The organism is Haloarcula sp. NS06 (genome assembly GCF_051122755.1).
Classification (GTDB): Archaea; Halobacteriota; Halobacteria; order Halobacteriales; family Haloarculaceae; genus Haloarcula.
This window is the reverse complement of the sequence record NZ_CP184844.1, coordinates 543,238-564,021: the sequence shown is the minus strand read 5'-3', so window position 1 is coordinate 564,021 and position 20,784 is coordinate 543,238. Positions and strand designations below refer to the sequence as shown.

General features: G+C 64.8%; 21 protein-coding genes and 1 pseudogene. 4 read left to right on the top strand and 18 right to left on the bottom strand.

The features are described from left to right. Nucleotides 1–10 precede the first annotated feature (10 nt). A complete protein-coding gene (locus ACODNH_RS06610) occupies nucleotides 11–1,729 on the bottom strand; it encodes a radical SAM protein (RefSeq protein ID WP_306708599.1) in 1,719 nt (572 codons plus the stop codon). A 148-nt stretch (nucleotides 1,730–1,877) separates the two neighbouring features. Here ACODNH_RS06610 and ACODNH_RS06605 point away from each other — a divergent pair, with 148 nt between their 5' ends. Continuing rightward, a complete protein-coding gene (locus ACODNH_RS06605) occupies nucleotides 1,878–2,216 on the top strand; it encodes a hypothetical protein (RefSeq protein WP_306708596.1) in 339 nt (112 codons plus the stop codon). 60 nt (nucleotides 2,217–2,276) lie between these two features. Here the strand turns inward: ACODNH_RS06605 and ACODNH_RS06600 are convergent, their stop codons facing one another. From ACODNH_RS06600 to ACODNH_RS06590, 3 genes are all read right to left on the bottom strand, one after another. After that, nucleotides 2,277–3,731: a Na+/H+ antiporter NhaC family protein gene (locus tag ACODNH_RS06600; RefSeq protein WP_306708594.1), complete on the bottom strand. Its 1,455-nt coding sequence runs from the start codon at nucleotides 3,729–3,731 to the stop codon at nucleotides 2,277–2,279. 262 nt (nucleotides 3,732–3,993) lie between these two features. Next, on the bottom strand, nucleotides 3,994–5,916 hold the full coding sequence (locus tag ACODNH_RS06595; RefSeq protein ID WP_434531131.1) for an ABC transporter ATP-binding protein: 1,923 nt from the start codon (nucleotides 5,914–5,916) through the stop codon (nucleotides 3,994–3,996). 69 nt (nucleotides 5,917–5,985) lie between these two features. Next, nucleotides 5,986–6,783, bottom strand: coding sequence for a DUF429 domain-containing protein (locus tag ACODNH_RS06590; RefSeq protein WP_306708590.1), 798 nt, complete (start codon nucleotides 6,781–6,783; stop codon nucleotides 5,986–5,988). Between the two features lie 104 nt (nucleotides 6,784–6,887). Between ACODNH_RS06590 and ACODNH_RS06585 the strand changes: the two genes are divergently transcribed. Both ACODNH_RS06585 and ACODNH_RS06580 read left to right on the top strand, forming a co-directional pair. Next, complete coding sequence (locus ACODNH_RS06585) at nucleotides 6,888–7,046, top strand: DUF7559 family protein (protein ID WP_004517194.1); 159 nt, start codon at nucleotides 6,888–6,890, stop codon at nucleotides 7,044–7,046. Further along, nucleotides 7,043–7,567, top strand: a complete 525-nt coding sequence (locus ACODNH_RS06580; RefSeq protein ID WP_306708587.1) for an Hsp20/alpha crystallin family protein — start codon at nucleotides 7,043–7,045, stop codon at nucleotides 7,565–7,567. The genes ACODNH_RS06585 and ACODNH_RS06580 overlap by 4 nt, the downstream gene beginning before the upstream one ends. Nucleotides 7,568–7,597: 30 nt before the next feature. Here ACODNH_RS06580 and ACODNH_RS06575 read toward each other — a convergent pair whose 3' ends face one another. From ACODNH_RS06575 to ACODNH_RS06555, 5 genes are all read right to left on the bottom strand, one after another. Then, a complete protein-coding gene (locus ACODNH_RS06575; RefSeq protein ID WP_306708584.1) occupies nucleotides 7,598–8,701 on the bottom strand; it encodes an NAD(P)/FAD-dependent oxidoreductase in 1,104 nt (367 codons plus the stop codon). Then, a complete protein-coding gene (locus ACODNH_RS06570) occupies nucleotides 8,702–9,487 on the bottom strand; it encodes a DUF7388 family protein (protein WP_306708582.1) in 786 nt (261 codons plus the stop codon). 68 nt (nucleotides 9,488–9,555) lie between these two features. After that, nucleotides 9,556–10,176: an NUDIX hydrolase gene (locus ACODNH_RS06565; RefSeq protein ID WP_306708580.1), complete on the bottom strand. Its 621-nt coding sequence runs from the start codon at nucleotides 10,174–10,176 to the stop codon at nucleotides 9,556–9,558. Between the two features lie 91 nt (nucleotides 10,177–10,267). Continuing rightward, nucleotides 10,268–10,738 (bottom strand): DUF7109 family protein, encoded by a 471-nt coding sequence (locus ACODNH_RS06560; protein WP_306708578.1) that lies wholly within the window; start codon nucleotides 10,736–10,738, stop codon nucleotides 10,268–10,270. Between the two features lie 32 nt (nucleotides 10,739–10,770). Beyond that, nucleotides 10,771–11,907 (bottom strand): MFS transporter, encoded by a 1,137-nt coding sequence (locus ACODNH_RS06555; RefSeq protein ID WP_306710436.1) that lies wholly within the window; start codon nucleotides 11,905–11,907, stop codon nucleotides 10,771–10,773. Nucleotides 11,908–12,026: 119 nt separating this feature from the next. Between ACODNH_RS06555 and ACODNH_RS06550 the strand changes: the two genes are divergently transcribed. Continuing rightward, a complete protein-coding gene (locus ACODNH_RS06550; protein WP_004517187.1) occupies nucleotides 12,027–12,197 on the top strand; it encodes an HVO_0758 family zinc finger protein in 171 nt (56 codons plus the stop codon). Here the strand turns inward: ACODNH_RS06550 and ACODNH_RS06545 are convergent, their stop codons facing one another. From ACODNH_RS06545 to ACODNH_RS06505, 9 genes and pseudogenes are all read right to left on the bottom strand, one after another. After that, complete coding sequence (locus ACODNH_RS06545; RefSeq protein WP_306708575.1) at nucleotides 12,198–13,283, bottom strand: aldo/keto reductase; 1,086 nt, start codon at nucleotides 13,281–13,283, stop codon at nucleotides 12,198–12,200. It lies immediately after the preceding gene. Between the two features lie 72 nt (nucleotides 13,284–13,355). Next, nucleotides 13,356–14,540, bottom strand: a complete 1,185-nt coding sequence (locus ACODNH_RS06540; protein ID WP_434531130.1) for a DHH family phosphoesterase — start codon at nucleotides 14,538–14,540, stop codon at nucleotides 13,356–13,358. A gap of 49 nt (nucleotides 14,541–14,589) precedes the next feature. Beyond that, nucleotides 14,590–15,480 carry an SDR family oxidoreductase gene (locus ACODNH_RS06535; protein ID WP_306708572.1) on the bottom strand — a complete coding sequence of 297 codons (891 nt, stop codon included), beginning with the start codon at nucleotides 15,478–15,480 and terminating at the stop codon, nucleotides 14,590–14,592. Beyond that, complete coding sequence (locus ACODNH_RS06530) at nucleotides 15,477–15,905, bottom strand: DUF5791 family protein (RefSeq protein WP_306710434.1); 429 nt, start codon at nucleotides 15,903–15,905, stop codon at nucleotides 15,477–15,479. Before ACODNH_RS06530 ends, ACODNH_RS06535 begins: the two co-directional genes overlap by 4 nt. A 50-nt stretch (nucleotides 15,906–15,955) precedes the next feature. After that, a complete protein-coding gene (locus tag ACODNH_RS06525; RefSeq protein ID WP_434531431.1) occupies nucleotides 15,956–16,363 on the bottom strand; it encodes a DUF7286 family protein in 408 nt (135 codons plus the stop codon). Nucleotides 16,364–16,527: 164 nt separating this feature from the next. Then, a pseudogene (locus ACODNH_RS06520) lies at nucleotides 16,528–18,992 on the bottom strand (DUF7286 family protein); the annotation flags it as partial. A gap of 53 nt (nucleotides 18,993–19,045) precedes the next feature. Continuing rightward, complete coding sequence (locus tag ACODNH_RS06515) at nucleotides 19,046–19,918, bottom strand: DUF7284 family protein (RefSeq protein WP_434531129.1); 873 nt, start codon at nucleotides 19,916–19,918, stop codon at nucleotides 19,046–19,048. Further along, entirely contained in the window at nucleotides 19,915–20,310 is a 396-nt protein-coding gene (locus ACODNH_RS06510) for a DUF7285 family protein (protein ID WP_306708566.1), read from the bottom strand. The genes ACODNH_RS06515 and ACODNH_RS06510 overlap by 4 nt, the downstream gene beginning before the upstream one ends. Next, a complete protein-coding gene (locus tag ACODNH_RS06505) occupies nucleotides 20,291–20,752 on the bottom strand; it encodes a DUF7283 family protein (RefSeq protein WP_306708565.1) in 462 nt (153 codons plus the stop codon). Before ACODNH_RS06505 ends, ACODNH_RS06510 begins: the two co-directional genes overlap by 20 nt. Nucleotides 20,753–20,784: the final 32 nt, after the last annotated feature.

The window sequence follows — 20,784 nt, the reverse complement described above, 5'->3', positions numbered from 1 at the left end:
AGAGTCGCCGTTAGTCAGCGCCTTCCTGCGACTGGGTGGTCGCGAATCGCTCGATGGACGCGATGTCGATGTCCCTGACCGACTCGTAGGGTCTGTTCACCACCACGTCACCGGCAGTGCTCCGGCCGATGCCGGGAATCTCAGTGAGTTCGTTCATCGATGCGCTGTTGAGGTCCAGCGGGTAGGGGACGCCGGTAACCGACCGGTAGCCGTGATCGGTGACCGCAATATCGACGACACTGCCGAGTTCGCGCTCGCCCGGAATGCCCACGAGGAGCGGGTAGGTTCCGAGCTGACGGCCGAAGGTCTTGCCGTCCTGATGGTACTCCAGGTGCACATCGGGCAGCACTGTCCCCGGCGGCGCGACCCGCTGGAGCATCGGGTTGTCGATGGTCTCCCGGACCTCCTGTTTGTACTGCTTGAACAGTTGCTTGTGGTCCTTGGCAATCTCCGCGCCGGTATCGGCCATGTCGGTCCCCTCAAAGGCCATCACCTGTCGGATGTTCACCCGCCGGAGCATCAGCCCCTCGTCGTACACCCGCTGGAGGAATCGCTTGTTGTGTTCGAAGGTCTCCCGCGTCTCGCCTTTCAGTCCGTGGACGAGATTGATGCCGGGCAGCAGCTTCGGAAGCCGGCGGGCGGCGTCGTCGCTGAAGTTGGGAGCGGTGTCTTTCTCTCCTCCGGGTCGCCAGCCGGCCACCTCGTTGACGATTTTCACCGCCTCGAAACACTGGTCGGCGGTGACGTTGAGGTTGTTGTCGCTCATCACGTTCGGGTCGGCCGACTCCAGGCCAAACGCGGCGGTGTCGCCGGGCGTATTGTGCTCGGCGATGATTCGAATCCCCTCGCGGGCCTTCTCGGGCCACTTCACAACCGTAATGGGATTCATGTTGTCGAGATGTAGCGTCTCCAAATCCGGCGCGACATCGCGGATACCGCCGTAGAGCCGCCGGAGCGCGTCGGGGTTCGGCGCTTCGCCGTCACCGCCGTACGCGAGGATGTCGGCCTGCCGGCCAAGCCGGAAGTGCTTCACACCGCGGTCCGAGAGGGCGTCGACCTCGTCGACGACGCTTTCTGGCGGCCGGAAGTCCGGGTTGCCGTACATCGGCTCCGTACAGAAGGAACACCGGTACGGACAGCCCCGTGAGGTCTCCATTTCGCAGATGAGGTACTCCGGGTGGTTCGGGTGCTGTTCGACGACGAACGCGCCGGAACGTGCCCAGCGTGTCTCCTCCTCGATATCCCGGTACCGGTCGTTGAACCCTTCCAGACCGGAGTCGACGAGGTCGTAGACCGCAGCCTCCACGTCCGCCATGGCGAGGAAGTCGAAATCGAGGTCATCGCGGGCTGTCTCGCTCGCACCCTCGTTGGCCTCGCCGACGCCGAAGCGGACCGGGCCGCCCATGATCGAGGTCCCGTTGGCCGTCCAGGCCAGCTCGCGCACTTCGTCGGGCTCCGCCGGGGTCCCGCCGACGTACTTGCCGGGAACGGTCATGCCGCCGACGTACACCATGAGGTCGGCGTCCTCGATGTCTCGCCAGACCGCGTTGTCCTCCCGGAGTTCGTCGATAGTGTGATACGTTATTTGCTTTTGGGGGACGCCGGCATCGACGAGCGCGCCGGCAGCGTACCGCGGGTACGTCGAGATGTACGGCGGCACCCCGAAGTGTGCGGGCTCGTCGACGTAGCCGTCGACGATGGTCACGTCGAGCGTCTCGGGGTCAGTCATACCCCTCGCTTGACGTTCGATGCCTAAAACCGTGTCTGGTCAGCCGTGGCGACATAAACAGTCAGGTGTGGGCTCAAGAAAACGCAGTCAGAACCATGGCTACCCCCGGTTCAAAATCACTTTCTCCCAGCCCACGCCATGGCTTCGTATGGAACGGGTCGAATTCACGGTCCGTGGCGAGGACGCAAGCACGCTGCCCAGAGCGTTCCATGACATCGACGAAGAGAACCGCGAGCTGTATGACGGCAACGGGTTTGTCGTCGCGGTCACGGAGAACCACTACCGTATGGAACTTACCGAGGTGCAGGCAACGACCGTGATGGAGCCGATAAACGAGACAACCTGCGAGGTGACGATCATCGCTGGTGGCGGTGGATACGGACTGACAGCCAATGCGGGCGGTCGTGAATCCGAGGAAGCTCGAAAGATCAGGCGGCGGCTCGAAACGTTCTGTGAGAACCACGATCTCACTGTCGAACGGGTGTAGGCCGGCAGCACTTCTGGAGGGGATGATGCGGTGACAGCAATCGCCCAGAGGCAGCCGAACTCAGTCGTCGGCGACAGCGGATGACGTGACCGAATCAGCCTGCTCGGACCCGTCGTATCGCCCACCGAACAGCGTCGTCGCAAACAGGACCAACGGCGAGAGGAACGCGAAGAAGTAGTACGGGGCGTATGCAAGCGTTCCAACCCCGAAGACCGCAGACATGTAGACGGCACCGGCGTGCCACGGGAAGAGCGCGCCGGTCGGGGTTCCGGCGGACTCGATAGCCTGTGAGAGGTCGTCGCTGGACAGACCGTACTCGTCATAGAGGTTCCGGAGCGTGAGGCCGGGGACGACGATGCTCATGTACTGCTGTGCCGAAAAGGCGTTGACGAAGATAGCCGAAATGCCGGTCCCAATGACCAAGCTGCGCTGGCCACGGACAGCGGTCGCGAGATGGTGTGCGAGCACGGCGAGGACGCCGGTCCGTTCAAGCAGCCCACCGAGACTGAGGGCTGCGACGACGACGGCAATCGTCCATGCCGACCCCGAGATACCACCACTTGCCAACAGGTCGTTCACGAGCGCTGTCCCCGTTTCAGGGGCCGTCCCGTCGAGAAAGACGGTCCAGGCGGCAGTGAACGACCGGCCCTGCACGAAGATGGTCGTGAAGGCCCCGGCAAAGACCCCGGCGACGAGTGTCGGGAGCGCCGGGATTCCGTACAGCGCCAGCCCGAAGGTGACAACGAGCGGAAGGAGCACCAACGCTGAGAGTTCGTAGCTCCCAGCAAGCGCACCCTGTATCTCGGCGACACGCCCGGTCGGGATTTCACCGACGGCACGCAGTCCAAGCGCAGCGTAGAGCAGTACTGAGAGGCCAAACGCAAGCACAGTCCCGTTGCGCATCGCCCGGATGTGGTCGTAGAGGTCGGTGTTCGTCACAGCGGCCGCGAGGTTCGTCGTATCCGAGAGGGGCGACTGCTTGTCGCCCGCGTAGGCACCCGAGAGGATGGCACCGGCAGTCATCGGCGTTGGCACACCGAGACCGGAGCCGATGCCGATGAAGGCCACGCCGAGCGTGCCGGCTGTCGTCCACGATGACCCAATGGAGAACGCGACGACCATCGCAAGCAGCGCCGTCGCCGGCAGGAACACGTCCGGCGTCAGTATGGAGAGCCCGTAGTACATCAGCCCGGGGATGGTCCCTGCGCTCACCCACGTCGCGATGAGCCCGTAGATGGTGAACAGGATGAGAATTGCCTGTAGCCCCATTAGTAGACTGTCCGCGAGACCCTCGTAGAGGTCGTCCCACGAGTAGCCGAGCCAGTATTTGCCGACTGCGCCAGTCAGCACGATGCTCCAGAGCAGCGGCCCGTGTGGGGCCAGCTTTAGATATCCCGATCCGATGCCGAGGAACAGCACGACACCGAGTACGGGGACCAGCGCCTGCAGTACCCCCGGACGGCGCTCCGACGGGATGTCCTCGTACGTCAACGGTTCAAGAGTGAGTGATGTCACGTCTACGCCGACCTAATAACTTGTGTGTATTAAAACGAGCGATAATATCTCTGTAACGCATATGTGACACTGTCTCTTTCAGGGCTATCGTTACCAAACGCCGATACAGCAGACCCAAAACGGAGCTAACGTGCATTTGACTGGCGGCCACGCTGGCTGCTATGGCCGGGCTCTAACGAGCCAAGTAACTATCTCGTTGCAGCGCATTCGGTCGCACCACCGATACTAATTCTCTACCAAAAGCGGCCGGACAGAACCAGTCTCAGTCGTCGGCACTGACCGTTCGGTCGTCGGCCTGGGCGTGCCAGAGGTCGGCGTAATCGCCGTCCGCTGCGAGCAGTTCGGTGTGGCTACCGCGTTCGACGATTTTGCCGTCGTCCATCACGACGATGCGGTCCGCGTCCTGAATCGTTGAGAGGCGGTGAGCGATGACGAAGGCGGTACGGTCCGCGACCAGTTGTTCGATGCTCTCTTGAATGCGGTCCTCCGTCTCCGTGTCCACGTCGCTGGTCGCCTCGTCGAAGATGATGATTTCGGGGTCGTTCAGCAGGGCACGGGCGATGGCGACACGCTGCCGCTGGCCGCCGGAGAGTTTGATGCCGCGCTCGCCGATCTGCGTGTCGTACCCATCCGGCAGGTCCTCGATGAAATCGTGGGCCTGTGCTGCTTCCGCCGCGTCGCGGACGTGGTCACGTGCGGTTTCCCAGCTACTCCCCCGCGCCTCGTCGCCCGACTGCTCGGCGTCGAGGACTTCGCGGTCACCGTAGGCGATGTTCTCGGCGACTGTTCCCGAGAACAGGTACGGCTGCTGCTCGACAATTGCGATTTCGCTTCTGAGACTCTGGAGGCCGTATTCGCGCACGTCAACGCCGTCCACTCTCACCGCACCGCTATCCACGTCGTGGAACCGTGGCACCAGTTTCAACAGCGTAGATTTGCCGGCTCCAGTCGCCCCAGCAAGGCCAATGGTTGCGCCGTCAGGCACGTCAAGCGACACGTCGCGGACGACCGGCGGCTCGTCGCCGTAGCCGAAGGTCACGTCGTCGAATTTGACCGACCCGTTGATGCCAGCAGGTTCGTATGGGTCCTCGGGGTCGGTGACTTCGGGCTCCTGACCCAGCAGGCCGAACACGCGCTCGGCGCTGGATTTGGCGAGCTGGTACTTGTTTGCGGACCGCCCGATTCGACGCATTGGCGAGTACAGCCGACGAATATACAGGAAAAACAGGGCAAACGCTCCAGTAGACAGCGCCGCTTCGCTCTCAGGATTCGTGATGAAGTCCATCCCGGCGACATACAGAATCAGAACGAACGCGATCCCAGTAAGCAGCCGTAGGCCGGCAAAAAAGGCCCGCCGGATGCGCAGGGCAGCCACTTTCTGGTCGTGATACTCTTGGCTCTGGTCGGTCACCCGTTTGCGCTCGAAGTCGTAGCGGTCGAACGCCTTTATGACTGGCGCGCCACTGAGGTTGTTCTCTAGCCGGGTGTTGAGCCGCGATACTGTCTGGCGGATGGAGCGATATTTCGGCTCAATCCAGGTGAGGAAGAAGCCACTGGCGATGCCGATGAGTGGGACGGGTCCGAGCGCGATGAGCGCCAGTTTTGGAGAGTACCGATAGAGGATGACCGCGATGCCACCGACGGTCGCGACCACTCGAATCATCTGACGGAACTCCGTATTCAGAAATGACTCCAGCCTGTTGATGTCGCTGTTGAGTATCGACATCATCCCGCCGGTCTGGTGGTTCGCAAAGAAGGACAGCGAGAGATGCTGGAGATGGTCGTAGGTGTCGTTCCGGAGGTCCCGCTGGATTTTCTGTGCGCTCGACTGGAGAAGATATCTGGAGGCAAAGCGCGTCGCCGAGCGAAGCAGGTAGGCGATGGCCGCAATGGCGACCAGCCGCTGGAGGAAGGCGATTCGGGCGGCTTCACCAGTGATTTCGCCGGGCGGCAATAGGCCGGCATCGGTCAGCAACCCCGGCTTGCCGCTGTTGAGGACGACGCGGTCGATGGCTGCAGCGACGATTATCGGCGGCACGAGGCGAGCGAATCGGGTACAGAATGCCGCCAGAATGCCGATGAGCAGCCGGAGCCAATAGGGCGTGGCGTAGCCGACAAGATTGACCATTGGGTGGCCATCGACGTTCTCACGGACGCCTTCAAAGCCACCCTGGTCGTCAGGCATAGACGGTAGTTGGGCCGGAAACTGATATATGCCGGGCTTCGACCCGGAGACAGTGACGCCACTGCGTCGTCAGACGTAAATACAGCCTTCGCTCTGTGGGCCTTCTGCGGGCGGTCTTGCACCATCGGCCAATCGGCTTGCGGAGACGACAGCAGCCAGCGAGTCCAGCGCATCGTGGTTCCCGAGGTAGGTGTCGCGGTGGTCGCTGGCGGTGACGCTGCAGGCTTCGACCGCCGCGACGTTTGCCTCCCGGCGCTGTCGGGGGTCGTCGACGTTCTTGTACCCCTCGCGATAACAGCCCAGCCAGCCGAATGTCGCGGCGGGGTACACCTCGGCCACGAGCGTGTCGGCGTTCCAGCTTTGCATCGGTACGACGGCTGTCGTCTCGTCGTCTCGCAGTTCCCCGAGCACGTCCCGGACACCGTAGAAGGTCATGCTACGGGTCCGGTTCGTGTAAGGGCACAGTGCGCCGCGGCGGAAGTCCGTCTCCCGGCGCAGGTCACGGCTGCCGGTCGCCATCTCGGCGGTGTGGCGACAGGCCTCCGAAAGCGACCCCGGGTCGGTCGGGCCGCTGCCACTTGCAAGCCAGTCGACGAAGCCGTCCCAGGTCCCCCCACACTGTGCATCAAGTAGCTCCTGTGGCAGACTGAACGGGAAATCCAGCCCGACAGCACCCACATCGTCGTCGGTAATGCGGTCGAGGAGGCCGGCGTGGGCCGCCTCGCGGTCTCGGCCCCATTCGTCGGTCCCGCGGTAGCACCGTTGAATCTCCAGCCCGTCTTCCGTCGGTATCGCCTCGGTGACCCAGAGCGCGTCGCCAGCGGTCGCTGCGCCGCTGAAATCCACCCCGAGGACGCGTTCACTCATACACCCGAGTACGCCGGTGACGGCATCAATGTTGGGACTGGCAGGACGGGGTAACCCCGGCCCCGTCCGTAAGGGGTTTGTCCCCGACGGACCAACGAAATAGTATGCCAGCCACTATGGAGGTCGTCTGCACGGACGACAGCTGCGAACTCGACATGTTCGAGATGCACTACACGTACGATATGCCGGACGATGTCGAACTCGCGGCGTTCTCCTGCCCGTACTGTGGCGGGACGGACTGTCTTGACGAAGTAGAACTATGATGCGAGACATCGGCTCATCTATCAGCGACGCGATATTCGAGAACATCGGGCGGGCCGCCGGCCGGGTTCAGGAAAACAAGCCGCTGGCCTCGGACCTGCTGGAGTCGGACGACGCCTACCTCGTCGTTTTCGACGCACCCGGCACGACGGCGTCGGACATCCAGGTCCGGTACGTCGACGACCGTGTTGAGGTCCGTATCGACCGCTTCCGCGACTTCTACGATGGCTTCGAAATGCGCTACCCGGGCCGCGGACTCGCACTTGACGGGAGCGTCACACTGCCGAGCGATGCCGCCGTTGACCCGGAAACGGCACAGGCCACGCTCAAGAGTAACGGGACGCTCCACGTTCGCGTTCCGAAAGCCGACACGGACCACGATGAGGGCGAGGCAACGGATGTCGGCGTTGCAACCGACGACAGCGGGACTGCTGGGGGGACCGAACCGGGTGCAGACAGCGAACCGGCCGATGTCGAAGACGTGACCGAATCAGCCGACGAGGGTGAAGACGACGACGCCTGAGCGTTCTGTATACTCATTTTTACAACGTATTCAATCGTCCCAGTCACGCGTCGGGTCGTCCAGCGCGGCGAATTCTTCGGAGCCATCGAATCGTGTCGGGTCGACGCGGTTGGGCAAGTGTTCTGAGAGTGGATTCGGGTGATTGAGAACGTCTGAAGCGAGATAGCTGCCCATAGCCGGTGCGCGCATGAGTCCGTGACCCTGCCAGCCAGTGGCTACCCAGAGCCCGTCGGCGACCTGCCCGGCCAGCGGCGCGCCGTCGGGCGTCGCCGTACACAGGCCGGCCCAGGCTCGGTCACAGGCTGGCGTGAGCGCCGCCGTCTGGTCGACCCGGTCGAGGCTCCGAGCGACGAACTCGGCGTCCGCGTCCGGGTTCCAGTCCGTCGGGTCGACCTCGTGTGCGCCGTCGCCGACCAGTAGCGCGTCGCCCTTCGGCCGCCAGTAGAATTCCCGCGTCGCGTCGTAGAACGAGGGTAGGGTGGCGTCGACCGGGTCAGTTACGAGCGCCTGCGCTCGGTAGGCTTCCAGTGCGAGCGAGACGCCGACATCGGCGACGAGCGGCTTCGTTTGCGGGCCGGCCGCGACGACCACCGCGTCGAACGGCCGAGTCTCGTCCGCTGTTTCGACGGTTGCCGGCGAATCGAGCGAGACCGAGGTACCCGTTTCGATGGTTGCACCCGCTTCGCGGGCCTGCTCTGCCAATGTCGCCACCACCTTGTCCGGATCGAGTACGCCGGCGTCGCGGGCGAGGCCAGCCATCTTGATGCCGCTGGTATCGAGTGCAGGGTAGCGGTCGCCGAGTTCCGCCGGTGTGAGCGCCTCGACTGCGACGCCGTTTTTCTGCATCTGTGTGATCTGCTCGCGGACGGCCGTGGCGCCGCTCTCGCCGCGCGCGACCCAGACGTAGGGCTGTGGTTCGAACAGGTCCATCTCGCGGTAGCGAGCGAGCGCGTCCGCGGCCACGGCGGCGTCCACGTCGTCAGCGAACGCGTCGTAACAGAGGCCGGCCGCCCGGCCGCTCGCGCCGCTCCCAAGCGTGTCACGTTCAAATACCGTGGCCGATGCACCGCGGCGAACCAGTGCCAGCGCGGTCGACAGACCGAGGGCCCCACCGCCGATGATGGCGACGTTCATTTACGAGAGGAACGGGTCGAGTCCACGCGCCGGGTAGCCGACAATCGTGTCGACACCGATGTCGTGGAGTCGCTCGGTTCGTTCGGCGACTGTCTCGACGGAGCCGACGAGCGCGTAGTCGCGGATAGCCTGTTTGAGTACGTCTCTGGCCCGACCCGTCGCTCGGCTGTCTGTCGGCACGCCCTCGGGCAGTGCGTTCCGAACTGGGCCGCGTCGGGCCGCGTAGTCGCCAACGGCGTCGAGCATCGCGTCTTCGCTATCCGAGAGCACTAGCGGAGCGTAAACGGCAATCGAACCGTCGAACCCCGCCGTCCGGAGCGTCTGAACGTCGCGAGCAGTCGTCCGCGAGAGAAGTTCGTACTGCGTCCCGCCAACCGCCAGCGCGAGGCGTTCGATGCCCTCGGTGCCGACCCACGGGTTGTTAGCATCGTCGACGGCCGCCCGTAACCGCGGTGCGACGGCCCGCGCAGCCTCATCCTCTGAGAGATACGCGCTGTGGCCGGCGACCAGCACGTGTCCCGCACCTGCCGGCAGCGCGTCGAACCCGCTGTCATCGCCCAACGGGTCGAAGCCATCGGCCCGGACCGGCGCGGTGACGCGTACATCGGCGGTCGACGATAGCCGCTCGATGGTGTCCGGCTCCGGAACGTGGGCCGCTCCCTCGTAATCGATTGCGAGCGTCTCAACGTCGAGGCCAGTCGCTCGCGACACGTCTACTTCCGCTGGCTTGAGCGCCACCGCGTCGATGCCGGCGGCCGCCAGTGTCGCACCGGTAAGCGTGGTCATCCAGTACGCCACCAACGACACCGGGTCGCAAAATCCTATCGCTCTCGGACCCACTCCAGCCGGCTCTGTCACTCAGCTTCGTCGCGCACGCTCGGCGGCAGGTCGTCGTCTGACTCCATGTACCGGTCAGGTTCGGGCGGCATCCGCCAGTCGGTCGTGAGTTCGAGCAACTGGACGAGCATCCGCGCCGTCGCGCCCCAGACGGTGTAGCCGTCGACGTAGAAGAAATGGAGCCGTATCTCGCCGTAGTGGGGGTGGTCGCGGTGCTCTGACTCGTAGTTGCCCAGATCCGTCAGCTCCGACACTGGTAGGGAGACTATCTCCGCGACTTCCTCGTCCGAGGGTAGATAGTCACGGTCCGGAATCCGCCCGACGAACGGGCGCACGGAGTAGCGTGTAATGGTTCGGATATCGTCCAGCCGGCCGACAACATTGACCGCCAGTGGGTCGAGCCCGATCTCCTCGTTGGCTTCTCGAAGCGCAGTCCGCAGCAGGTCCTCATCTTCAGGCTCGCGGCCGCCGCCAGGGAACGACATCTGTCCGGGATGGTCCGACAGGTGGTCAGCGCGTTTCGTGAACAGTATCGCCTCGCCCGCAGGTCGTGTGACAACCGGGGCGATTACGGCCGCCTTCTGTGGCTCGTCGTCCACGACAACTGGCTCGTGGGCCGCGACCCGGTCAAACTGCATAGCATATCGTAGGTGGCGGACCGTCTTAATTCGGGTGGCTCGCTCCCTCGAAATGTCTGATTTAATCGTGTGGGATATCGGGGCGCCGGGCTCACACGTCGTCGAGTCGGTCCCGGAGACCGTCCATTTCGACATTCTCCCAGGCTTCGATGTCGTAGCTCACGTCAAGCAGTGTCTCGACGCGGTCCTCGTCACCGTTCTTGACTGCCATCACCGCGTCCTCCCGGAAGCGGGCCTTGACGGCCTCGACGACGGCGTCATGCGCGAGGTTGCGGGCCGGCACGTCCATGATGTGCGGGAGGTCGGCCGCGCCGTCGGGCAGGGTCGGGAATGCGACCGGGCCGACGACCAGCAGCGTCTCATCGGTGTCGACGGCGTGGTCATCGACGGCGACGAGGTGATACGAGTCGATAGCGTCGTCGATGGCCGTGGCGATCGCGTCCGGGTCGGCGTCGACGCCCTGCTTGAAGGCGAGTTCGCCGCAGGCGTCGATAAGCTCCGCGCTGGTGAGCGAGCCGAAGAGGTCGACGACGCCAGCCAGCTCGTCCGGTTGCAGGTCCATACAGGTGTCGCGGCACCGAGTGGCTTCAGCCTTTAGGCTCGGGCTGCGCTCGGCAGTCGGCCATTGCGGTGCAGCGACACCATCGCGACGAGGACGACAAGCAACGCAATCCCCATGCCGCGAAGCAGCGTCGGAAACGTGACGCCGGCGTCGAGCAGCCTCCCAACGATCGCGCTCCCGGGAGCCTGCATCACCATCATTCCCGCGCCGTAGGTGGCGTAGGCGCTCGCACGGTGTCGGTCCGGGAGCGAGCCGAGCATGTATGCGTCCACCGCCGGAAAGATACTGTGGATGACATAACCGACGACGACGCTGAACGCGGCCAGCGACCAGAACCCGGTCAGCGACGGCAACACCAGCACACAGCCGGTAAATGCCGCAAGCATCGTCAGAAGGTACGGAATTGACGGAAGCCGGTCAGCTAAACGACCACTGACGTAGAAGGCCGGCACGCCGGCGCCGAATGCGAGCAACAGGAGCGTCCGCCCCCGGCCGGGTGTGAGGCCGACGCTCGTGGCGTATGTGACGTAGAAATTGAACAGCCCGTTCCAGACCAGTCCCGCGACGCCGATGGTTGCGACGCTAGTGACGATGATGTGCCACTGGGCACGTGCCGCGCCGAGGAGGTCGCGGTCTTTGCTCCCGGCGTCTGGCAGCTGGGAGCGTCTCGCAATGAGCGTGAACGCGACGGTTGCCACTCCCGCGGCGACAGCTATCCCCTGCAGCGCAGTTCGCCACGTCCCGACGACGAGCACGAACGAGATCAGTGCTGGCGCGCCGACAGCAGCGAGCTGGGCGGCGACGCCGTGTTGTCCGAGTGCGCGACCGGGTCGATCCGGGAACAGCTCGCTGACCAGCGTGTTCGCCGCGGTCAGGTAAACGCCGCTCGCAAGCCCCATGGTGAACGCGCCGACGAGTAACAGCGTCGGGTCGAACGCGAACGCGGTGAACGTCGTTCCAAGCGTCAACACGACCCCGGAGCCGAAGATGGCTTTTGCTCGCGATATCCGTGTCAGCAGGAACCCAGTGGGAAGCCGTGGGAGGGCGCTCCCGGCCCAGGCCATCGTTGCGAGCAGTCCGAGTGTCGCATCGGAAGCGCCCGTTGTCGCCCGAATCGGCTCGATAAGCGGTGCAAAGACGACCCTGCCGAGGTTGATGCAGAACACCATTCCGAGTAGCGAGCCAAAGATGCGGCGGCGTGACACGACCGGTGATAGATTGGAAAACCTGAACAACGTTCCGGAACGCCGCCACGGGGTTTTTACACGCGGGTAGCACACTGGCAGGTATGGACTCAGTGAGGAAGGCCCTCCGAGCCGGCGACGTCGAGAAGGACAACTACGGACGGCTCTCCTGTACCAGTTGTGACGAGCCGCTTGCGACGGAGAACGACCCGGACGAGGTCGGGAAGGTGCGCGTCTGCCCCGAGTGCGACGGCAAGTGGAAGGAACTCAGCTAGCTATTCGAAGACGGCGTCGAACGCATCAGCACCGAGCGGTTCGTATCGGCCCGCATCGACGTTCTCCTGGGCGTGTTCGACCGACCCCGTGCCGACCAGCGAGCAGGTCACGCCCGGCGCACTGCGTGCGAAGTTGAGAGCGCGCTGTGCGCTCGTCTCGCCCGAAAGCTTCGCCGCGACATCGTCCGGGACCGACGCGGCCAGCTTCCCCTGCATGATGGATGCGCTGGTGAACACGTCTAGCCCGGCCTCGTGCGCGAACCACAGCGCCGACTGTGGCCCCTCCGCGCCGTCGTGGGACTCGACCGTGAACGCGTCGGCCATCGCGACGTTGAACGGTAACTGAATCGCACGGAGATGTGTTGCCGCGTTGCCAACCGTCTCTGCCGCAGCGCGTGCGCGTTCAACGACCTCAGGCAGCGAGAGGCAGCTGTCGTGGTCAGCGGCCACGCGAAACGCCTCCCACGTCGCAACGCCGTAGTGCTTGATGTCGCCGGCCGCCGCCCGTTCCTCCAACTGTTCGAAGGTCGCCTCCAGCTGGTCGTACACCGCTTCGCGAGAGTTCGCTTTCAGTTGCGTCTCCGGATTGTGGACGTAGTAGAGGTCGATGGTCTCCAGCCCGAGATTCGTCAGCGACCGGTCAACCTGATCGTCAATGTAGGCGGGTGCGATACAGTGCTGGCCGGCAACAAGGTCGTCGCGGTCGACGATGCCAGTGTCGAGGTACTCCGACCGGACGAACGCGCCGGGGTCAGCCGGGCGCTCCCCGTCAAATGGGATGAACCCACCTTTCGTCGCAACAGCGATCGATTTACGGTCCACGTCGGCGTCCGCGACGGCGTCGCCGACGACGCGCTCGGAGCGCTGGTGGCGGTAGTTTATCGCCGTATCGACGACGTTGATGCCGGATTCGAGCGCCGTGACGATGGCGTCGTGGTAGCTCGCGTCCCGCTCGTCGGTTGGGTCACCAAGGTACGTGCCGACGCCGATACTGGAGACGACGCCGTCGCCGAATCGGCGGTAGAACGTGCGTGCGAACTCGTCGTGGTCGTCCCGGTACGCCCAGGTCGCCTCCCGTGTGGCCATACCAGCTGTTGGTCGGGTAGTAACAAAAGGGCAGAGATTCACCCCGGTCGGCGACCACGCACAGGTCGCCCGTTACAGTTCGCCGCTCATCGCATCGAACACCCGTTCGCGGAAGTCTTCACGGGAAACACCGCCGCTGGGGCCGAGGCCGGCCATGTGCTCAACCGGGACCTTCCCGCCGCCCATCCGCGCGTGGCCGCCACCCTCGGCCATCGGGATATCGTCGACGACGGCCTCTATCGCCCGGCCGATGTGGACGCGGTCGTCCCGCGAGCGCCCGGCGATGCGCATGGTTCCCTCCTTCTCGCCGACGATGACGACTGCCGAAACGCCCTCTAACGTCTCCAGTTCGTCCGCCGCCTGTGGAATCGCATCCGTATTTGACACCTCGCCTACATCGCTGAACGCGTAGGGCGCTCGCACCTCTCGGCTCCCGATGGCCCGGGATTTCACGTCAAGCACTTCTGCGTCGACCTGGGGGTTCGCGATGCGGTTGAGCAGGTCGCTGTCCATCCCATCGTAGAGGTATGCGGCGGCCGCGAAGTCCTCGGACTTGCAGCCGTTTGTCAGTGATCGGGTATCTGACTGGATACCGTACATCAGCCCCGTTGCCAGTGCACAGGGGACGGTTTCTGCCGGTGCCGCGTCGATATCGATACTCCCGGTCCCCTGTGTGTCGCTGAACTCGAACTCCAACTGATTGAAGTAGCTCGCGAAGATGGTTGCACAGGCCCCGTAATTGGATCGGATGTCGGTGAACTCGTTGCCGCTGCCGTTGCCGGGATGGTGGTCGATGACGGCGACAGGCTCGACCTCTTCGGCACCGGGGAAGCCGCGTGCCGTGTTGTGGTCGACGAGGACGACGGCCTCCCTGTCGATGTCCTCGACAGTTTCGATGTGGTCGAAATCAAGATCAAGCACCGTCTGGAAGGCCCGGTTCTCCGGGCGGCGTATTTCTCCGGGGTACAGCAGCGACGCCGACGTATCGGTGCCGGCGACGAGTTGGTTGACGGCCAGGGCAGAGGCCATCGCGTCTGGGTCCGGGTTTGGGTGCATCAGCACCGAAATCCGGTCGTAGTCGGTCAGCGTCCGACGCAGTCGTTCACCAGGCGTTCGGCTGAGATACTGACGCAGCCAGACACCGACACCGAGAAGGACGAGGAGGGCCACAGCGACACCAGCGATCAACAGGGGATTCTCGCTAGCGAACGCCGCGGCGGCGTCGACTTGGAGTCCGCCGGCGGCAACGCGTGTCATACCACGCCCTTCGCCAGCCTATCAGTAATAAAGTTCGCCCCTTATACAGCTAATTTTGCCGGTATTCTCGGACGGCGTCGCGGTATCCCTCCCGGAATGTCGGGTACTCGAATTCATAGCTCAGTTCGTGGAGCCGGTCGCTCGAGCATCGCTTGCTCGTCTGAATACGGCGCTTTGCGGTCTCTGAGAGGCTATCGTCGGCAAGTCGTTCCTCTGTCGTCTGTTTCGGCGGGAACGAGACATCACACTGTTCGGCCAGCCAGTCGGCAAAGGCCCACTTCTCGACGGGTTCGTCGTCGACGACCAGCACGACTTCCTCGCGGTGGTCCTCGGTCAGCAGATGGCGCACGGCCCCGGCCGCGTCGGCCCGGTGGACCATGTTTAGGTAGCCGGCCGTCACCGGACCCTCCAGATACCGCTCCAGTCGGTAGCGACCCGGGCCGTACAGGCCGGCAAAGCGGGCGACTGTACCGTGGCCGCCGTGTTCCACAGGACGCTCACGGGCGACCTGCTCCGCTTCGGCCAGCACTTCGGTCTTCTCGGTCTGTGGGTCAATGGCGGTCTCCTCGTCAACCCACGCGCCGTCGTGGTCGCCGTAGACGCCGGTACTGGAGGTGTATACCAATCGCTCGGGCGGGTCCGCCCGCGACCAGAAGTGGTCGACAGCCGTCCGGAGCCCCTCGACATACACCTCGCGGGCGGCCTCGGCTCCCCGTCCGCCAGAGCTTGCGGCAAAGACAAGCCAGTCGGCGTCCGGCACCGCAGACAGCGAAGCAGAGTCGGTTACGTCAGCCTGGGCCGCCTCGAAGCCAGCGTCCTCGATAGCTGCGATACCGCCGTTGGACCGGCGAACGCCGACGACCTCGTAGTCGTCTCGCAACTGTCGTCCGAGTTCGATACCGACGTAGCCACAGCCCAGAATGGCGACGCGCTCCGTCACCGCTTTTCCCCCTCGATATGGCTGTGCAGGAGGGCGTACTCGGCCAGCGTCACCGGATGTCTGCCCTCGATTTTCTGCTGAATTTCCTTTGGCTCCAGTTCATCGTCGATGCCGGAGGCGAGGGATTCAACGTCCATTACAGCCGTTGTCATCCCCATCAGGAGGATATCCTGCGCTTCGGCCTGCAGTGCGTCGGCGTCCGGCCGGTTCGGCCCAGTCGCCAGCACAGCGACCGCCTCATCAAGCGTCCGGTCGGCAATATCGCCGTCGGCGAACGCTGCCACTGTCGCTTGGTCGAAACCGGTCTCGGCGACGATTTCCTCGACGCCGACTGTCTCGACTGTCTCGGCCAGCACGGTGCCGTAGGCCGCCAGTAACTCTTCGGGGGACTGCTCGCCAGCGTCCGGAAACTCGCCTCGAAGCATGGGCATCGGTATGGCCCCGGGGTATTTTACTTCGGTTATGCGGCCCGGGGTCAGGAACCTGCGTCCGGCCATCCACTCGATTCCTCCACAGCGTTGCCGCCCTTGTCACCGACTCCGCGCGGTTTGGGTGGCACGACGACGACAATGCCCGTCTCGGCTCGGAACGAGATGCGGTCGGCGGTGCCCAATCGCTCGCCTGTGCCGTCGTCGTCCACGTCGACCGTGACGTTGTGCCCGTCACGCGCATAGGTAGTCCGTGCGCCGGGCTCGCTCGGCGGGCCATGACTCGCAGCGACGGCGAACCGTGCGTACTCGCCTTCGACAGTCACCCACCAGATGTTCGCCGTCGCGTACCAGGGGGTAACTGGCGGTGCCAGCGGGAGGCCCGCCGGGAGCCTGTCCGTCCCGAGCCGCTTCTTCGCGAACTGCTGTGCCTTCTGTTCGCCGTCGCGTACCAGGGGGTAACTGGCGGTGCCAGCGGGAGGCCCGCCGGGAGCCTGTCCGTCCCGAGCCGCTTCTTCGCGAACTGCTGTGCCTTCTGTTCGCCGGCACTTGCCAGGGCGCTACTTAGTTCGGCTTTCGCAACAGACCGCACCGCCGAGGCCGTCCCGTTCGTCGACCCCAGTGTTGGTCTGGTCGCCGGTGTATCGACCGAGAGCAGCCGCAGGCGGAGGCGGTCGCGTTCGACCCGTGTGAGGTTCAGCCGGGCACCGGCGACACGGGCGACCCGTTCCTGAGCGGAGCCGTTGGTCAGCGCCAGTGCTCGGGCCGCCGATGTTTCCCACGGCGACATCGCTTCAGTGACAATTGCCTTGCTCTCGTCCTGTTCAGCCTCGGTGTGCTGGGAGACTGCCAGCCAGAGCGTCGTCGTCATCTCCGTGTTGGCCGCCGCAACCTCCCGCTGGAGTGCGTCGCGTTCCGAAGCGAGCGTGGTGTTCGATTCCGTTTCGAGGGTCTCGTTTGCGGCCGCGAGTGTGTTCGCTGCCGTTGCGAGGCGTACCCTGTCACCACTCTCGAACGCACCGCCAACGACGGCGTCGGCGGCGTCGCCGTAGGGGACCGTGAACACGTTCACGTTCCGCGCTACCAGCGGGTGCTCTCGTCCGTCGAGGGCGCGGTATTGGCTCTCGTTTAGTTCGGCCAGCGTCAAATACGGCGTCTGTGTATCGACCCGTGTTCTGACGGGGCCGGCCGGACCGACTGGCACCGGACGTGACCGCGGTACGGGCGTCTCGCGCGCGGTTAATCCTTTCCGGAGGTCACGCAGCGACCCTTCGGTGCGTTCCGTTAGCTGTGCGTCGACTCGGTTCTCGTTGTCATCCCGTGCCGTGGCCCGCCTGTCCAACTCCGCCGACACCGCATTCAGATAGGTCAGCCGGGCCGCGACGCGTGCCTTCTGGGCCGCGCTGTCGTAGGTGTCCGGCACGGCCGCGAGGGTGGTACGACGTTGCGCAACCCGTTCCCGGAGTTCCTGTGGGGGATTCGTCTCGAAGGTCCCGACACGTCCGCGCTCGACGGTGACGGTCGTGTTGCGGACTGACTCCCGTAGGTCCATCAGGTCCCGGTACACCCAGTCATGCAGTTCTGGCGGTCGGTCGGCCGTCACCGTCGCCTCCGTCCGGCTCAGGCTGTCGTCGACGACTCGCTCGGCGACCTCGTCCCGACCCCCGGCGTGGCCAACGAACGTGTCCATCGCTTTCGGCTCCACATCGGCGAGGTTCGACCCGTTCAGCGGGCTTCCGCTGGCGTCGTGGGAAGTCCGAATCGAGCGGTTCGGTGCCGGTGAACGGCCGTGATGGCGGCCGACGACGGCGACAGTCACGCGATATCGCACGGTACTTGACGCCGCCGTGCGCCGACGCACCGACCCGTTCTGCCAGATGGCAGTCCGCGTGTACTGGCGCTCGACAGTCCGGCTGAACGTCTCCAAGGTATGCCAGCCGTCCGGCGTTACGACGCGACCGCTGGCGTTCCCAACTGCCTCCGTAGCGGTGGTCGTCCGGTCGGCGACCAGTGTCCAGCCGGTGCCCGGTGACGGCGGCGTTCCCGGCGGCCCTCCCCCAGTCGATGTTTGTCGGTTTCCAGCGCTACCTCGACGGTGTATGCGTCTTCAAGCGTCTCGTTGAGCGCTGACGGCTTGGTGACGGACCGGAACGTGGTGTCGGCCGTCTCGTTGACGCCGACAGTCATCGAATCGGTCGAGTTCGGACTGGCCGTGGACTTCGGACGTGGCGGTGTCTGACTGATCGGCTTGTACTGGGCTTTGCCGACTACTTCGCTGGAGACAACGGTTCCCCTGCTGCCCCGAATGATGTCTTTGATCCCGGTCACCGCTGTTGCCTCTTTCAGTGCACGGCGACCAGCCGGGTCGCTCCGGCCGAAGGTCGACCGCTGGACGCCGAGCAGTGCGCCGTTTGCCGCCAGCGAGACGTGCCGGTTCGCGACGACGTTTTCGATGCCAGCTCCACCGTACTGCGCGTACCCTCTCGCCCACGCCATCGGGTACAGCCGGGCTGTCATCCGCCGGCTCAGTCCCGGCCTGCCCAGGCCGTTGTTCAGACGCGTTTGGTAGGTTGATACCTGATCGTGGAGCATGAGCGCCTGTGTCGGGACGACGACGGTCGACGAAACCCGTCGCGTTGAGACCACCGCTCCGTTGCGCCGAACCGTCAGGACGATATCTTCGACCGTCGCCCGCATTGCGGTCTTGTTCGGCCCAGCGCGTTCAACCGAGACACGGTGTTTCGCTGCCCGGAGGTCGCTCGCGTTAGAAACCGCCGGCAGGCTGGCGGTCACGGTCACGTCACCGCTTCGGCCGGAGACGCGTTCCAGTCGGTTCGCGACCCGCAGATAAGCGCGGATTCTGAGCGCGTCCCGAAACGCCGTCGAGTCGTTCAGAACCCAACCAGTGGGTGTGTCGGCTGGCGTAACGACTGGGTTCGCAGCCGCCTGCTGGCCAGCCGTCGAGACGCCGTCCCGAACGGCGACCTGCGTCTCCGACGTGGCCTGATTCAACGCCCGTTCGACCGCTGTCTCGCTTGGGGCTGGCTCGGTGACGAATGTTGGGGCCAGCGTGAGACTGCTCACCAGCAGGAGAACGCCGAGCAACGCGAAGGGAACTCGGCCGCGAGTGTCGTCTCTCACGGTGACCACGTCCTGACAGTTACGCGAACACGGCTCGTTCGGACGGCGAGGGCGGCATTCGCTGGCGAGTCGTACCGCGACCGCATATCGGTCCGAAGCCGCACAGCGAGCGCCGCGGTCAGGTCGCGGTTCATCTCGACCGTTGACTGTCGCTCAACGGCAACGCTCGTCCCTGTCAGATTGGCCATGCGCTCGTACCGCGTGGCCATCAGCACGTCTGCGGGGTAATCGCCACGGAGGGCGTACCGCGACTGCGTCGGCGGGAACAGGCCGTTGACGACACTGCGGGCCACGACCGTCGCCACGCCGTCGTAGCCGTTTGTCTCCGCCGCTTCGCGGGCCGGCTCCGAGACGTTCCCCATCCCGCTCGGGACCGTCACCGTGGCCGCTCGAACGCCGACAGCGTCCGGCGGTCGGTCGCCGACGCGGTACTCACTTCTGACTGGTGCATCGGGATACGGTGCCCAGGTGACGCGGACGGACGTTCGATGCCCGCGGCTGTGGAGTCTGTCACGCGTCGCCGCAGCGACTTGTGACTCGAAGTCCGTGCCGGCACTCGACAGTCGCTCGCCGTCGACGGTGACGCCGCCCATCGCCGCCTCGCCGAGCAGTTCCGCGATGGTCCCGTGACTCGTCCGCTGCCGTCTCTCAGCGTGGTCGGGTGGCCTGCGGTGCTCTGACGGTGGGACGAGCAAATCATACTCGACGCTTGCGGTACTCGTTGCCAGCGTCGAGGCTTGGTCAGCCGCAGGGTTTGTGGTCGCTGCCGGCTTCTCGACCCCGACACCGCTCACGAGAGTCCCCGCGGCCGCACCGACGAGCAGGAGAAACACCGTTACGTCGGCGACGGCACTCATGGCTCGGGTCATCGCCACACCCGCACGGTGAGCGTTCCGCGGCGGACTGCCCCCGGGCCGACCCGCACGCTCACCGTTCTGGTTTCGGTGTCGGCGTTGCTCGGTGACTCCCGGCCACCGCTCCATCGCTCGCCGGTCGTCGCCGTGATGGTCGCGTTCCCGTGGTAGTTCGCCGGAACCGCATCGAGCGCGTTGTCGATTCCCTCGGGCTGAACGACACCGGTCGACGAGAGCCGTTGTTCCACGGCATCGGCGGTCGGCGTGGCGATATTGCGGTCGTCGTCAAGCGTGCCGAACGCTTGGTCTACCACGCCGGCATACAGCGACACGCCAAGCGTGACGGCGAAAACGGCAACGAGCGCGGCGACGGGTTCGGTCGTGCCTCTATCCGACGACGGTGACATCGGTCCCTCCCCAGGCGACGTGCCTGACGGTCAGCCGGTCTGGAGCCGGTCGCCACCCGTTGTCCGCGGTCCGAGCCCGGCGGGTGTCCTGACGGAGAGCGTCGGGCGAATCGTACACCGCCTGCGGCCGCTCCCCGTTCACCACAGCCTGTAGCCGGTCGGTTCGCGCCGGGACAACCGATCGAATCAGTCGTGCGGTGGCTGACCCGCCGTCGTTGCGGAGGCGGATCTCTCGGCTGGTAAGCACCCACTCTGCAGCGATGAGCCGTCGGTGTGCAACGGATCCTACGGGGCTGGTGGTGACCGAATCGATAGTCGCCGCCGTCTCCGTCGCGTCCGGCGGTGCGGTCGTCGGGAGGCCGACGGCGACGCCAAGAACGGCCACGCTCACTGTTCCCAGGCCGACCCAGAGATACAGCGTATCGACGTGCGTTTCGAACATGGAACGGCCTGGCCGCGTTCTCCAATTTAAAC